Origin of the sequence: Pseudomonas rossensis (assembly GCF_039888995.1) — a bacterium.
Classification (GTDB): domain Bacteria; phylum Pseudomonadota; class Gammaproteobacteria; order Pseudomonadales; family Pseudomonadaceae; genus Aquipseudomonas; species Aquipseudomonas rossensis.
Genome location: NZ_JBBWCB010000035.1, coordinates 34,078 through 50,144, shown reverse-complemented (window position 1 = coordinate 50,144; position 16,067 = coordinate 34,078). Strand labels below are relative to the sequence as shown.

The 16,067-nt window shown below is 59.0% G+C and carries 9 protein-coding genes; 5 read left to right on the top strand and 4 right to left on the bottom strand.

What is annotated here, in order from left to right; all coding sequences use genetic code 11:
• From WLY71_RS12110 to WLY71_RS12090, 5 genes are all read left to right on the top strand, one after another.
• Positions 1–416, top strand: a 416-nt coding sequence (locus WLY71_RS12110) for a stage II sporulation protein M (protein ID WP_347803727.1), incomplete at its 5' end; no start/stop codon positions are given.
• Positions 403–1,947: a DUF4129 domain-containing protein gene (locus tag WLY71_RS12105; protein WP_347803726.1), complete on the top strand. Its 1,545-nt coding sequence runs from the start codon at positions 403–405 to the stop codon at positions 1,945–1,947. The genes WLY71_RS12110 and WLY71_RS12105, both read left to right, overlap by 14 nt.
• A complete protein-coding gene (locus WLY71_RS12100) occupies positions 1,944–3,107 on the top strand; it encodes a DUF4350 domain-containing protein (protein ID WP_347803725.1) in 1,164 nt (387 codons plus the stop codon). The genes WLY71_RS12105 and WLY71_RS12100 overlap by 4 nt, the downstream gene beginning before the upstream one ends.
• Complete coding sequence (locus WLY71_RS12095; RefSeq protein ID WP_347803724.1) at positions 3,104–4,105, top strand: AAA family ATPase; 1,002 nt, start codon at positions 3,104–3,106, stop codon at positions 4,103–4,105. The genes WLY71_RS12100 and WLY71_RS12095 overlap by 4 nt, the downstream gene beginning before the upstream one ends.
• Positions 4,106–4,235: 130 nt before the next feature.
• Positions 4,236–5,567, top strand: coding sequence for a DUF58 domain-containing protein (locus WLY71_RS12090; RefSeq protein WP_347803723.1), 1,332 nt, complete (start codon positions 4,236–4,238; stop codon positions 5,565–5,567).
• 24 nt (positions 5,568–5,591) lie between these two features.
• Here WLY71_RS12090 and WLY71_RS12085 read toward each other — a convergent pair whose 3' ends face one another.
• From WLY71_RS12085 to WLY71_RS12070, 4 genes are all read right to left on the bottom strand, one after another.
• Complete coding sequence (locus tag WLY71_RS12085; RefSeq protein WP_347803722.1) at positions 5,592–6,608, bottom strand: hypothetical protein; 1,017 nt, start codon at positions 6,606–6,608, stop codon at positions 5,592–5,594.
• 3 nt (positions 6,609–6,611) lie between these two features.
• Positions 6,612–9,494 (bottom strand): hypothetical protein, encoded by a 2,883-nt coding sequence (locus tag WLY71_RS12080; RefSeq protein ID WP_347803721.1) that lies wholly within the window; start codon positions 9,492–9,494, stop codon positions 6,612–6,614.
• A 58-nt stretch (positions 9,495–9,552) separates the two neighbouring features.
• Positions 9,553–14,094, bottom strand: a complete 4,542-nt coding sequence (locus WLY71_RS12075) for a Tc toxin subunit A-related protein (protein ID WP_347803720.1) — start codon at positions 14,092–14,094, stop codon at positions 9,553–9,555.
• A gap of 61 nt (positions 14,095–14,155) precedes the next feature.
• Positions 14,156–16,063 carry an Ig-like domain-containing protein gene (locus tag WLY71_RS12070; protein ID WP_347803719.1) on the bottom strand — a complete coding sequence of 636 codons (1,908 nt, stop codon included), beginning with the start codon at positions 16,061–16,063 and terminating at the stop codon, positions 14,156–14,158.
• Positions 16,064–16,067: the final 4 nt, after the last annotated feature.

The window sequence follows — 16,067 nt, the reverse complement described above, 5'->3', positions numbered from 1 at the left end:
TTGGCCTGGGCAGCGCGTTTTTCCTGTTCTTCAACGGTTTGATGATTGGTGCGGTGGCCGGGCACCTGACGCACATCGGCTACGGGCAAACCTTCTGGTCATTCGTGGTTGGCCACGGGGCCTTCGAACTGAGTGCTATCGCACTGGCCGGTGCCGCCGGCCTGCAATTGGGTTGGGCATTGATCGCGCCGGGGCGCCTGCCCCGCTCCGAAGCCCTGCGATTGGCGGCACGCAAGAGCGTGCTGCTGATTTGCGGGGTCATGCTGTTTCTGCTGATTGCGGCATTTATCGAAGCGTACTGGTCGTCCACGATCGGGGTCTCGCCAATGACCAAATACCTGGTCGGTGCAGCGCTCTGGTTGTTGGTGGCGACTTACCTGCTGTTTGCCGGACGGACCCGCCATGCGCCTGAGTGACGCCACGGTTGTCATCCGCCCGCGCACTACCTGGGAAGCCATGGACCTGGGGGTGCTGCTGAGTCAGCGCCATCGACGCCTGTTGATGACCAGTTGGGCCATCGTGACCTTGCCGGTTTTCGCCCTGCTCAGCTGGGTGCTGTGGGATTCGCCCTCCCTCGCCGTGTTCATTTTCTGGTGGCTGAAACCGGTGTTCGACCGCCTGCCGCTGTACATACTCTCCAAAGCCATGTTCGGCGAAACGCCCACGCTGAAGCAGGCGTTGCGCCAATTTCCGCGGCTGCTCAAACCGCAACTGCTGGCGAGTCTGACCTGGCGACGACTGAGCCTGAGTCGCAGTTTCCTGATGCCGGTGGTGCAACTCGAAGGGCTGAGTGGGCAAGCGCGACAACAGCGCTTGCGGGTGCTGCTGCAACGCAATGCCGGCGCCGCGCAGTGGCTGACGATCATCGGCGTGCATCTGGAAAGCGCGTTATGGATCGGCCTGATGGTGCTGTTCTACATGTTCTTGCCGCAACAGGTCGAACTCGACTGGAGCTGGCAGACCTTGATCACCGCCGCTACACAGGACTGGCGTTGGCTGGAACACCTGACCAATGCCTTTTACGCACTGGTGCTCATTGTCTGGGAACCGGTTTATGTCGCCTGCGGCTTCAGCCTTTATCTGAATCGGCGCACGGTGCTGGAGGCCTGGGATATCGAGCTGGTGTTCCGCCGCATGCGCCAACGCTTGAGCAGCGCCGCCGTCACCCTGCTGCTGGCGGCGTTCCTGTTGATGCCGACAGCGCAAACCGTGTGGGCCGCCGAGCCGGTCATTTCACCCGACAGCCCACGCCTGCTGGACCAGCCACTGACCAGTCAGGCGTCCCGGGACAGCATCAAGGCGATCCTCGATCAGCCTCCATTCAGGAACAAGGAATCGGTCACGCGCTATCGGTTTGGCGAGGACAAACCCGCCGCCGATACGGCGGACGATGACCAAACACCCGAATGGCTGGAGGCGCTGCTCAAGCTTCTGGACAACCAACGCTTCGGCGCAGCGGCCACGCTGATTGAAGTTGTGTTGTGGGGTGTCGTGATCGGTGCCATTGGTTTATTGATCTGGCATTACCGTGACTGGTTGCAGGCCTTCGTCAGCCGTCGACCGGCCTTGAACAGCAAGGTCGCGCGGCCGTTACCGCAACAGGCTTTCGGCCTGGACCTCAACCGCGAAACCCTGCCCGCCGACATCGCCGCCAGCGCCGAACGCCTCTGGCAAACCCACCCTCGCGAGGCGCTCGGATTGCTCTATCGCGGCTTGCTCAGCCACTTGCTGCACGACTTCAACATGGCGTTGAAACCCGCCGACACCGAAGGCCAGGTCCTGGCGCGCATTGAACAATTGCAACAACCTGCCTTGCTGGCCTTCAGTAAAAACCTGACCGGGCACTGGCAGAACATGGCCTACGGGCATCGCCTGCCGCCCGCGCATTTGCAACAGGAACTCTGTGACGGCTGGCGAGCCCTGTTCGGCCCGGGAGCGTTGCGTTGAACCGGCAACGCTGGCTGGCGGTCGGCGTGTTCATCGCCGTGCTATTGATCGCGCTGAGTGTTTATCTGTACGTCAAGGCGACGCCCTATCAGGCAGACATCGATCACGGCCCCTCGCCCGAAGCCCAGGCCAATCCTTACCTTGCTGCCGAGCATTTTCTGCGCAAACAGAACCTGACCGTCAGCCACGCCAACAGCCTCGACATTCTGCCCACCCTGGAACCGCATCAGCACAGCCTGTTATTGCTCGGGGACCGGTACAACATGACCCCGCGCCAGATCGATCAGCTGTTGAACTGGACCCGGGCCGGCGGGCGACTTTTGTTTGTTGCCCAGTCGCTGTGGGATGAAAAGACCGGCCAAAGCAATGACCTGCTGCTCGACCGGGTGCAGCTGCACCAGTCGCTGAGCAAAGACCTCAAGGACCCGCCGCCCGCTATCGACAACGATCCTTACCCCAAGCTGACCAAGCTGTATCTGGAAGACGAAAACGCGCCGGCCTACGCCGGTTTTGATACCGCATTCCATCTCGAAGACCCGAAAAACCTCGCGCAAGCCTGGGCCAACAGCGGCAAGGCCACGCACATGATGCAGCTCAATCAAGGGCTCGGTTCGATCACCGTGGTCACCGACGCCGACCTGTGGAAAACCCCGGCCATCGACCAGTACGACAACGCCTGGCTGCTCTGGTACCTGACCGCGGACACGAACGTGACCGTGCTGTTCAATACCGATCACGACGATCTGCTGACCTTGCTTCTGCGCTATTTCCCACAGGCTCTGGTCGCACTTTTTGCCCTGATCGGTCTTGGCGTCTGGCACGTCGGCGTGCGCCAGGGTCCGCTGCTGGAACCAGCCCCAAGGGCCCGTCGTCAACTTCAGGAACACCTGCGCGCCAGCGCCGATTTCATGTTGCGCCGCAACGGTCAGGACCACCTGCTGCACGCCTTGCAGCAAGACATCCTGCGGCGCGTGCGGCGCCGTCATCAAGGTTATGAACAACTCGGCGTTGCCGAACAATGGCTGGTGCTCGCACGCCTGACCGGCCAACCCACACGCGCTATTAGCCAGGCCATGAGCCCGCGACCGAAGCAGCGGCAGTCCAGCGCTGAATTCAGCCGCCAGGTCGCCCACCTGCAAACCTTGAGGAACGCCTTATGAGTGAACAGATCGAGCCCGGCACACAGACCCACGCCGCCCAGCAGCGCCAACGCGCCAGCCAGTTGGCCCAAGCAGTAAGAACTGAACTGCAAAAAGCCGTGATCGGCCAGAACACCGTGATCGACGACGTCCTCACCGCGCTGATCGCCGGTGGCCACGTACTGCTCGAAGGCGTGCCGGGGTTGGGCAAAACATTGTTGGTGCGCGCCCTCGCTCGCTGCTTCAGCGGTGAATTCGCGCGCATCCAGTTCACCCCGGACCTGATGCCCAGCGACGTCACCGGGCATGCGGTATACGACTTGCAGACCGAGCAATTCAAACTGCGCAAAGGTCCGTTGTTCACCAACCTTTTACTCGCCGACGAAATCAACCGCGCCCCGGCGAAAACCCAGGCCGCGCTGCTCGAAGCCATGCAGGAACGGCAAGTCACCCTCGAAGGCCGCGCCCTGCCCATCGTGCAACCGTTCATGGTGCTCGCCACACAAAACCCCATCGAACAAGAAGGCACTTACCCGCTGCCCGAAGCCGAGCTCGACCGCTTCATGCTCAAGGTGCGCATGGATTACCCCGACGCCGATCAGGAGCTGAACATGGTCCGCCAGGTCAGCCGCTCGACCCGGGCCGACATGCTCGATGTGCAACCGCTGCGCACCGTGTTGCAAGCCAAGGACGTGCTGGCCTTGCAGCGCATTGCCAGTGATCTGCCGCTGGACGATCAAGTGCTCGACTATGCCGTGCGCCTGGCCCGCACCACCCGCAACTGGCCGGGCCTGATCCTCGGCGCCGGGCCTCGGGCCTCCATTGCCCTGGTGCGCTGCGCAAGGGCGCGAGCGTTGTTGCGTGGCGGCGAGTTTGTGATTCCGGATGACATCAAAGGCTGCGCCCTGGCGGTGTTGCGCCATCGTGTACGGATTGCGCCGGAACTCGACATAGAAGGGCTGGACGTCGATCAAGTACTCAAGCAACTGCTCGATCAAGTGCCGGCGCCAAGAGTGTGAACGCCGTGCTCGAGATTCGCGTCGACACCAGAAAAGATCGCAGCCTTCGGCAGCTCCTACGGGGGTTTGTGTTTGGCGTAGGAGCTGCCGTAGGCTGCGATCTTTTCAACAGGCCACACGGTGTCACGCAATGAAACCGTCCCGGCTTCTGTTGATCTGGCTCGCCGTGTTGCTGGCCATCGGCATCGTGCTGGGCGCGTTGCAGGCACTGGACATTTCGGTTCCCTCGAGCCTGTTGTCGATCAACTGGGGATTGCTGCTGGCACTGCTGGCCTTGGCAGTACTCGACGGTGTCCGTCTCAAACGACTGCCCTCGCCCCGCCTCCAACGACAAATGCCCGGCAGCCTTGCACTCGGCAGATGGGGTGAAGTGCGATTGGAAGTCGAGCATGACTTTACTCAACCACTAAACATTCAGATCTTCGACCATGTTCCGGAAGGTTTGAGCTTCGAAAACCTGCCCCTGTCGGTCGACCTGCAACCTGGCCAGCACAGCCAGATCGGCTATCGTCTACGCCCTCTGAAGCGCGGCCACTTCACTTTCGAACAGTGCGAAATCAGCCTGCCGAGCCCCTTGGGATTATGGTCCGGCAAACGCCTGCTTAACGTGGTCGACAATACCCGCGTCTACCCGGACTTCGCCCGCCTCTACGGCGGCCAACTGTTGGCGGTAGACAACTGGCTCAGCCAGCTCGGCGTCCGCCAGCGCCAGCGTCGCGGGTTGGGTATGGAGTTTCATCAGCTGCGTGAATTTCGTGAAGGCGACAGCCTGCGCCAGATCGACTGGAAAGCCACCGCCCGACAACGCACGCCGATTGCTCGCGAGTACCAGGACGAGCGCGATCAGCAAATCATCTTCATGCTCGACTGCGGTCGCCGCATGCGCAGCCAGGACGGTGAACTGGCGCATTTCGACCATGCGCTCAATGCTTGTCTGCTGCTCAGCTACATCGCCCTGCGCCAAGGCGATGCGGTAGGCCTGAGTACCTTCGCCAGCGACCGCCCGCATTACCTCGCCCCGGTCAAAGGCACTCAACAACTCAAGGTCCTGCTCAACACCGTCTACGACCTCAACAGCACCCAGCGCCCCGCCGATTACCAGGCCGCCGCCAACCAATTATTGGCCCGGCAAAAACGCCGGGCTCTGGTGGTGCTGGTGACCAACCTGCGGGACGAAGACGATGACGAACTGCTCACCGCCGTCAAGCGCCTGAGCAAGCAGCATCGGGTGTTGGTGGCGAGCCTGCGCGAAGACCTGCTCGACAACCTGCGACACACGCCGGTGCAAACCTTGCCGGAGGCGCTGGCCTATTGCGGGACGGTGGATTACTTGAATGACCGGGCTGAACTCCATGAGCGGTTGAGTGCTCATGGAGTGCAGGTGGTGGATGCTCGGCCCGCAGAACTGGGGGCCGAGTTGGTGACGCGGTATTTGAGCTGGAAAAAAGCGGGAGCCTTCTGACCATTGATCGGGGTCAACGTCAGATTACTCGACCAGAAATTTCAGTATCTGTGGAGAATCCGGGAAAGCGGAGTACGTCAACCGAAAGATGTACTCGTCAAGTCCCCACACCGAAGCCAGAACTTTCCATTCTTTAGTCCGTTGGCTGAACTGCTGTGGGGAATCAAGCATCGAGGAAAAACCTACGTCCCGCCCCTCAAGCAATTCGAACGACGCCATCCCATTCAGCATCTCGGAAGGAACCGAAATGCTGAACACAACAGAGGCTCCCAACGGAATCCTCACGACAATCTCGGAACCCTTCACCTCGGACAGTTGATCACCCACCCGGTAAGTAATACCGGCAGGCAACCCGGTCGTGGGGATGAATGCCCCCAACGACATCGCATTGACCGGTGACTTCATGAGCAGGCGAGAGGCCGCCAGTTGCAATGCATAAGCGCCGCCGATCGTGCCGGTGCACTGCCAACTCAAACCGGCTGAGGTCAATCGTCGGGACTCACCCAACGCTGGCGTCACGGTCAATCCCAGTTCACTGGCCGAGAAGTAGCCCTTCAATCCCAGGCAAACGTCGCGACCGAGCAAAGGGCTATTCGCATTGGCTACCGACAATTTGACGGTATGCGACTGAGTGAGCCGGGGGAACCGGGTCTCGGCGCCCCAGACGGTTACCGAATCGGTGTTCAGTTGGATCTGGGCATCGTCCCAGACACCCGCGGCCAGTGCCTTGAAGCGGAATGTATGTAATGGAGCAGCCTCGGGGCCATCGTTTACGCTGTCCAGCGTAGCGACCACTACAACGTCCCCTGGTCTGTCGGCCTTATAGGTAAAACTTGCCCAGCCAGTGTCGTCGGTACCCACCCGCCAAGGCGTTTGTTCGACCGTAAAGATCACCTCTATATTCGACGCCGCCAACTGGGTGCTGGACGAGCGCACCCTGAGCGCCAGGACAACGCTTTCACCGACTACCGGATCAAAAGTGGCTTCACGCACTTGGCCAATCTCAACACGGTTATTCTGCAGATCTTTTTGGTCGACCATGAGTTATCCCTTTTTCGTCTGCGTTGTTGAAGTCGACACACGGGTGCCCGACTCTTCGGTGCCAGCGGCTATCACCTTGATTTCAAAGGTATGAGAAGGGAAAGCATCAGGCTCATCGTATGGGCTTCGCACCGTGGCGATAACGCAGTCTTCACCCGGTTGTGTGGCGGGGTAATCAAATTTTGCCCAGCCGTCATTCTCGGTAAAAATCGGTGTTGAAGTGCCTCCGTGCTTAAAACTCACCTCGACATCTGCCACTGCCTGACGGGTATAGAAAGACTCTGCATTGAGCCACAGTGTGACGGTCTGCCCCACCTCCGGATCAAAACTGGCCTCACGCACCTTTGCTATCTTGACTCGGTTGTGCCCCAACGACATAGGCACCGCTGGGAAAGTAAACCCGGCCTGATTGAGCTCCAGCGAGAGCCCCGACATCCCGCTTTCGGTGCTGTCGCGACCGTCCAGCGTCCACTCCAGGCCGTCACTTGTGAGTTCCCGCGGAGTTTTAGGTTCAAGCTCCAGATTGAGTGCATGGCTTGACGCATCGGCCAACTTTGCCGTGACCTCAAGCCCGATCAACAGGCTGCTGGGATTGGGAGTAAAGCGTAAGGTGTGCTCACCTCCCAGACAGGGATACGCCGTGCTTCCGAAGGCCAGCTTCTTGTCGTCGAACTCGAACGTTCCCTCTTCCTCAAGTGTTTTCGACAGCAGTCGCCCCTGCAACTCAAAAGGCGACAAATCGTCATGGCACACGTTCAACTGGAAACGAGCACTGATTTCGGAGGTTGAATGAACCTTCCAAGTCAACCCGTTCTCGGTCAATCGACGCTTGTTTTCCATCGGAGGGTTGAAGAAAAAGCCCAGACTCGAATCGCCTGCACTCGTCAGATCCAGATAGATTTCTTCGCACAAAAGGGTGTCTTCAGCCGGCATGATCAGCAGGTCTACCGGCTCAACATTGCGAAAACAGAGCAGTCCGACCCTTTCTTCTTGGCGGCTATTCAGTGTCACGGTTACCAGCTTGTTCCATGGATTTTCAGCCAAAACCGTGACATCGAATTCATACTTGGGATTCGGGGGCTCATAAGGGCTGAATGCTTCGGCTGTGATCTTGAAAGCACCTTCCTCGACAGGACTGAAGGGGTACACACACCAACCGTCCATGCCCGTCCGCAATGTCTCGTCGGGCGACTCGTTGATACTCCACTGGACATCAACCCCTGACACGCCCCCCACATCGGGAACCTGCGACAGTATTTGAACTTCCAACTGGAGGTCGGCACCGCCCACCGCCGAAAATCTCGACGACTGCTTCACCTCCCCAAGAGCCAACCAGTTATGGGCCAGTTCCAGCGTCTGCAAAGGGGACGGTTCCAACAGTTTCGAACAACGGACGCTGAACTCGAAACGGCTGTTTCTTCGATTCTCACACGCCATTTTCCACGTCAGACCCTGCCCCGCGATAGGGATCAAGGCATCAAGCTCGGGCTCGAATGTCACGCCCAGACCATCGGGCGTATCGTCCCCCGTCCAATGCAACGCCAGGTCGGTATCGGCCAATGCGTGGCTGGTCGGGAACGCCAGCGTCACCCCATGAGTCGCGCCGCGACCTGGGTAGGCGGTCTGCTCTCCCCACGTCCAGGAACGGGGCGGACCATCAAGCGAAAATGTTGCGCTCAGCCATGGATCCTCCTTCAGGACACGCACATTGAACGCGTACCTGGCGTCGTCCTTTTTATAATGACTGTCGACGGAGGCGACGATTTCATACTCGCCCTCCTTATCCGGTGTGTAGGTGTAACTGGCTTCACCCTCACCGTCAGTGGGTTGCCTGAGCAACACAATATCGTCCTTGACGTTCGGATCTTTCAGGGTCCAGGTGACCTCACGATTGGCCATGGGTCTTTTCGTATAGTGGGACTCCACACGTACGGTCAGCCTCACCTCTTGCTTAAGATCAACCACCGGGTAGTAATCGGCCTCTCTCACCGCGACGACATCGAGCCGGTAATTACCCAACAAAACCGGTATCGAATAGATTGGCGCGGTGTACTGACTGCGAACGTTCAGTACGCTTTCAATGTCCTCTTCGTCACCGTCCGCGTCCGCGCAACTGATCAACCACGTCCCTGTTATGGACTGCTCCGATCCCAAGGGCGGCGATGTACCGATCATGTCTCTGGGGTCGGTGGTCTGCTCATTCACCAGCAACCCCACCTTCGTCCCGTTCCACACGCTGTCATCGACCGGTTTCATCTTGAACGCAAAAGCCTCTTCGCCAGTGGCACCGAAGCATAGACGCAATGGTTTATCGAGCGTGTGGACAAGCGGGTCCAGTGTCCAGCTCTTCAGTTTCAAGTCTTCAAGGACCAGTTCAATCATCACCTGGGTGACACGTAATCCCCGAGACATACCCGGACGATCATTTGCCGGACTGATGAACGTGATGGTGACGGTGGTCTCCTCCGGTTTCAACCAGTCGAGGTTATATTCACGCCGCTGAAGATCCAGATCAAAGGGTTCCTCGGACTCATCGCCGCGCTCCAGTTCGCCAAGGCGCGTTGGCACAAGAAGCTCCGTCTTCGTTCCGCTCGATCCAGAGGAAATCTGCACCTTACACTCCGCGCCCTGAGTGGCCTCGTACCAGAAACTCAGTCGATAGTCAGCCCTACCCGCCGTTGGTTTCGGAAGGTCCACCAGCGTAATGGCTTGTTCGGCAGTCCCCTGGTTGACCAGGCGCAGATGCTTGGTGGCAGCGCCGTTCCACTGCTCTTCAGCGATGATGACCTTTGCATCATCATTAACTATCCAGGGAGCCTCCAAGGTCTCGAGGAACTGCCCATTGACAATAAAGTTGTGATTGGCAGTGATCGTTGGCTCGCTCATGAGCACACCCTCTTCAAGTGCAATTGATGTGCTCTGCCCTTACCGGGCTGCGCCCCGGTCACGTCGCAGATCCAAGTTTGCCTTCAACCGCCGCAGCGAAGGCCGTCCCACCGTCTTTAGCCGTGTAACTGAGGTGGAGGATGATGTCTGTCAACGAGTTGAGCAGTGTTTGTTGTGGCGTGTCCCCATGCCGTGGAAACGTCAATCTCCACGTTGACACCGCGCCAGTGCCTTCGAAAGGTTGGTAGCGGCTATTGTCGAAATCCATGACGATACCGTTATCTTCCAGCCCCTTTGACACACCGATTTGCTGGTGGGGGCGCACATTCAGAATCACCCCCAGCGGTATCGGATCACTGGAGGGCAGCTCGTGCAGGTACTTCACTGAATCGAGGGTCGGTTGGGTTGCCGTATAGCTGCCCACCTGCATCAGGAGGGCGCGAACGTCCTGATAAGGGGCCAACACTGCCGGAAAGGTAATCGCCACCGAACTGATCTGTCGGCAGTAATGCCCTGGGTAGTCCTCATCGAAGCATTTCTGTCCAAGCGTAAAGTCGAGCGTCCCGCGGTCGCCTGCCAAAAGCTCCTTCCAATGTTTTTTATCATCCTCACTCCCCCCTTCCAGCAGCGTCTTGAGGGAGATCGTCTTGACCAATTCGATCCGGCGCTCGTTGCGTTTGAGGTAGGCCGACTCCATTTTGAGCAGGTCCAGTTTCAACGAGTAGGCGGCGGTCAAGCCATGGAAGGTGTCCAGCCAGACATCCGGGCGGATGAAACGCTCCTGGTAATCGCCCATTTCATACTGCCAGCACGTCTCGGCACTCAGGCACAGCGCAACCACGGCATCGTAGAGTTGAAAGTACAAGGTTTTCATTTGCCCCAGCATCCAGCTGTAAAGCGCCTGACTGGTGCTACGGTTCTTGTAGAACGCAAACAGTTGCTGGGCGTGGGCATTGGCGAGGTCGGTTTGCTCCAGGCTGGCCCGGGCTGCGTTGATGGCATGTCGCTGGGCCTCGATCTGCTTGCGTAGCGTCTGGGCTTCCAGGCCCGCCTGGTCGCGGGCCAATTCCCACTCCACCTGACGACGCCGGTACTGCTCGTTGATTCCGGTCTCCTCGGCTTCGATCAACAAGGCATCTACAGCAACCTGGATACCGTAGCCGATGGCATAGGGAATAGCCGCCAATCGATAGCCACCACCTGCAACCCCAAAAATATTGGGAAGCAAATCGAGCCCAGCCCCAACCGTCTGCGCGGCCGCTGCACCCAGGCCAATCCTTTTCGCCAACAGGATTTTTTCCAGAACGTCATACTCGGCCTGCGACACCCCTCCTCCTTCTTTGGGATCGGCCAATTTGGTGTAATGATCCGCCCGCGCCTTGACCATGACCTCGCTCTGCCTCAAGGAGGCTTCAGTCGCCACCAACTGAGCGATGGTTTCCATCTGTACAGTCCTGGCATAGCTCCCCAGCTCAAGCATCTGTTTCTGCTGCAGTTCCTCTTGTTGCCCGCGGTCACGTTGCTCCAGGCACAGGCGAACCTGATCGCCATACTCGGCGAGGGCTTGTACTCCACGCAGGGCCATCTCATGCATGACACGCCAGCGATGCGGCACCACCTGCACCTGGCCACCAGGATTGCGTGGCACGCCCGAGTTCCCCTGCCCCTGCGCCCGCAACAGGTCCAGCGGGTCGACCGGCGCGTCGAACAGCGGAATCGACAGCGGCTTGCCATCGATCGTCAGGTCGTTGCGCAGGTTGGCCAGCCGTTGCTTGAGAATGGCCCAGACTGCTATCAACTGCTCGTTGACCGGAGGCCGGAAAACACCGCTGCCCAGCAAACCCAACCGAGGCGTGGCCGACATGCCCAACGGGACCTCCGCCTGGTGGAGGTCAAAAGCAGCCTCGAACGCCTTGAGGTCTTCCCGCCCCCGGATCTGTTCCAATAAATCCTCCAGTTTGGCCGGCGTCCAGGCGTTGGCCGTGCGTACATCCGGCTCCTCGCCCATCAACGATAACGCTCTGACGTAGCACAGTTTGGCGGCGACCATACTGTCGCGGCTCAACTGGCGATACAACCCATCGCCCCAGGCAATCAGGTTGCGGACATAGCGCATGAAAATGGCGATTTGCATGTGAACCGGTGCGGTATATCCGATCGCATCCGGGTCGTGGGGGGCAAACGCCTCATAGGCCGGATTGAGGGGAATGTTCAAGGGACGGCAACGCCAGAAAGGAGGGGCCGGGATGACGTCAAGATCATCTGGATCCGCCTCTATCGCCCGCGCCAGCGGGTTGAAAATGTATTCGAACCAACCTTGCGCTTCGCGAAAACGGCCTTCCTCCATCAGGCGTGACCCCACCAGGTCCGGCAGGTGGAAAAACAGCTCCCAAAAAAACAAGCCATTGCAGCCATCGAACGGCCCGTTCGTTTCAACAGTCCCGTTCGGTAGTGGAGGTTCTTCGACATGCTGGATGTCCCAGGCCAACACCGCGTCGGTTGAGATCGCTGCGCGCTCTACCAGCACCGGGCCGAACTTGGAGTTCAGACGGACATATTTAAGGGTCTGATCAGATTTATTGAAACTCAGGAACTGCGCCGCGTCTGAGTTGCTGACGATGGAAGGAATGACATACAGCGTCGAGTACGCGTTCAGTTTCACCGCATATTTATTTCGCCCGTATCCCGGAGCTAAGTCCGTGACACCGAAGATGAATTCTATCGGCGCATCAATGGGGAACAAGGCGAGAGTTGAGAGGGCTGCAATGTCCCGACGGTAAGTCAACCAGGGCGTTGCGAAGTCACCGTTCAATTCACCGGTCGCGGTCCAGTCGAGAACGTCGATCTCGCTTCTGGCAGGAAACCTCAGTATGAAAGGCACCGCTGCGTAAAAAATCTTCGGCACGAGCTGGTTGGTGTCGTTCGCCAGGGTCTCCCCCAACGACGACACCGAAAAACCTGCGCCGGTCAAAATCTGTTCTGGCGTCATTGCCATCAGTGCCGACAATTGCACTGCTGACAACTTTTTAGTGACGGTTGCGACCCAGACATCCGAACCGACCTCCGTTTCCTTGAAATCATTAGCGGCAAACGAATGAAATAGCGCCTTCTGAAACATCAGTTCAAGACTGGCGGTCGGCTTTTCGGACGTGCTGATCGTGACCGTGAGCCGATCCTCCCCCGCTTCGACCAGCCGGATATCAAACACCGGAGTGGTCATTGAAACACGCCCTTGCCAGCCAATGGACAGCGTCTTGATCGCACGCCGGGCTTCGATCACGGCATCGCAACGTCCGCGAACCCGCAAGACGTCCCAGACCTTACCCCCATCAGCTTCGCGCGTGTGGATCACCTCCAGCGACAGCTGATCATTGATGCTGCCTTCAACCTCCTTCGTAAACCCGATAGTGATGGGCGAGAGATCTGTCGCAAGGATTTTGTGCTGCAAGGTGTCCGGCGACTGAAAGCGGGCAAAGGTCAACGCCAGCATCGCCAGCCGGTCATCCGCGACCTTGCGAAACATCGTATCGACGTTGACATGAATCTCTACGTCATTGGGCGCAGAGACCGCTGTCAGGGATGAACTATTGGTGTAGCAAACCGCCAGGCGGTCAGCACGAGGGTCACCGCCGCCAAAGACCACCGCGGTCATCCGGCCCTTGGAGACATCGTGATCACAGTCACGCTGATGCAAGGTCATGGGCGGTGACCACTGGCCATTCAGGCCGGCATGCGTGACCTTTATCTCCAGAGACCAAGGCACGCTCACCCGCCCCTCACTATCCAGCTGCCGATCTCGCCATTCACACCAGACCAGCATCAGGCGGCCCCCGCAATGCACCGGACGGATATCCAGCACCTTGCCCGTCGCCCCCGTATCGATCAACTGCCACTCGCCCCAGGCCGTGGGGTTGAGCGTTGGGGTGGTATCGGTCAGCTCGACCCGAGCCTTGCGCCAGTAATACGCGTGGGGAGGGGTTCTTTCTCTGCCGATAAAGTAGTACGGCGCGTTCTGGTAATTGCCGCCATCGATGTAGCCACTGATCACTTCAAGATCACAGGTGCGCTGGAAGCTCTGCAAGTACTCTTGCAGGGCCAACTGCACGGAGCCGGTACTGAGGCGCATCTGGTTCAGGCTGTTTTCAAGGGCCTTGAACAATGCGGTTTTTTTCAGGCGCAGCGACGGGACGATGTAGTTCTCCGCATAGTCCATAAGCATCTGGTTACCGGCCCAGGTGCCGTAGTGACTGAGAATCTGATACCAGTGTTGCAAATCCTCCTCGTCGAAGTGGCTGTCCTCGTAACCGGGTTCCATGCCGCTGTAGACCGCTTGAATATGCTGTTGCAGGCACCTGACGAGGGCCGAAACCCAGGTCGCCTGCAGCTTGGCGCTGTCCTGTGGGTCGGTCATCAGGTATTCATACAGATCATTGGGTGTCAGCAGGACTACCGGGCTCTCCGCCCAGACTTTCTGACCCAGGATGTATTGCACCAGCGCATCCCTGCGCAGTTCCGCCAGTTCATCGATATGGAGTTTGTCCACGTTCTTGCTCCCTGTCGCGACGCTTGAGGGGCCAGACCCGTGGCGACGCAACGCCACGGCAGGCCAACAGTAGGTTCGGGCAGGCACCGCCCGATCAATGATTCGATAGTGCCGGGCCTCAGGCCGAGCGCGGTCGTTTGGGCAATGGGCGCTTACTCAATGTCCCCTCCAGGATCAAGGCCTCATTGAGCCGGTCACAGAGCAAGCCCAGCTGGAACGTGCCGCTCTTGAGGTCGCCCGCCTTGATGGTCCAGGTCTGCTTCTGATCGCCCTCAAACGTAAAGTGCTCGGCGAGTGGCGGATCGAACTCCAGCCCCAGGGCTTTCCTCGTGTAATCGGAACTCCAGCCCAACGCGCCTCGGGTGCCCTCGAGTGGCACAAGATCAGCGGGAACGATCTCGAGCTCATACTCTTCGCCTCGGAACAGATCGAGTTGACCGGAGGTCTGCTCTTGCCCGGTGGAGATATTGGTCAGTTTGACCCTCCATACGAAGGCCGGAATGACCGTCAACTCGAACGACTGGGTCTCGATTTCTTTGCCGACCAGCGTTGCCATGACCTTGTACTTGCCAGGCTTTGGCTGTTTGAACGGGAAGCTCGAACGGCCTTCGGCATTGGTCGCGATGAGTTCGGTGGTTGGGAAACCTGTATCTGTCGGGTCGCTATCGACCTTCCATTCGATCGGATAGTTGGCGACGCCCAGTGCTGCCGGGGTGTTCTGCACCTTGACATCAATCCAGAGCATGCTGGGCTCACGAGCACCGGCAACTGGAAGCCGATAGTCCACGGAGTAACTCGGGATGAAGACGTCATTCGCCACCCAAATTTCAACGCTCATAACGGAGTCAGTGCCCCGTTGCGCATAGACGGTCAGCCCGCCCGCCCGCGGCGTGAGTTCGAATGTACACAGTCCATCGTCAGAACTATCTACAGGGTGTCTGGTAGTTGACTCGCTAGTCCACCAATTGACGGTCTCGCCCTCTACCGGCTGCCCACCGAGCCCGACCACCTTGCACTGCATTTTTAGCACCTGACCCTGCACCGCCTGACTAATGGCGTAAGGCTTATCAAGAATCCGCGGACGCTCCTCAAAGGTGATTTTCCCGTTGAAGTTCGCGCTGTGTTCAGTATTCGGGTACGTCACCGAGACCCTGGCCTCACCTGCGCTCAGGCTGGAGATCCTCACGCGGGTGACGCCATTTTTATCGGTAAAGGTCTCACTGGGGCGGATGCGGCCATGGGTGGTCGCCCAGGCAACCGGTCGTAAGGCGGCACGATTGCCGTACATGTCGACCAGCGTTGCGTCGACCTCAACTTCTGTGAGGTGCCCTGCCAGAACCGGATCATTGGGCAGCTTCGACATGAACTCCGATGGGAAGTTGAGCGATGCTTCATCGCAGCCAATCACCACCGACGGTGCATAGCTTGGATCGCGCATCAGCAGGTTGAAGCGGACATGGGCCGTGCCCATTCGCGCGCCCGCCTGCAGACGGGCCGTGGCGCGTCCCAGGTGGTCGGTCCTGGTTGTGGAGTCGAGCAGATACCCCAGATCCGTGGTCCATTCGATATCAACACCCTTGAGCGGTTCACCGTAGAAATCGAGCAAGGTGATGTCGAACACGGCGACCTCTTGCGCCAGGTTGGCAATCAAGATGGTCGAATCGACGGTGCAACGCGTAGTGACGCTCTGCCCGACCTCGCCAGACTCCTCGACGATTTTCAAGGTGGCTGATTTGGCCAGGCTCTCCAGCGCGGTTTGTGCGGCGGCGGTATAGACCGACTCCAGATCCCTGGGTGTGAGACGGCCCAACATAAACCCGGTGGTTGCATCCAGCCCTTGCCTCGACAGCTCCAGGGTGCGAACCAACAGGTCCAGATGGGCAAGCGTGCGCAGCAGCGGTCTTGCCGGAACCTCACTGTCCGGGTCTACCGGGTTCGCCTGATCCGCGCATTCGAGCACATGCCGGATCCCGCAGCCAAAATACGCGGCCAGCTTGTCGGCCGCGGCATCGCGCACCAGGCGCATCCCG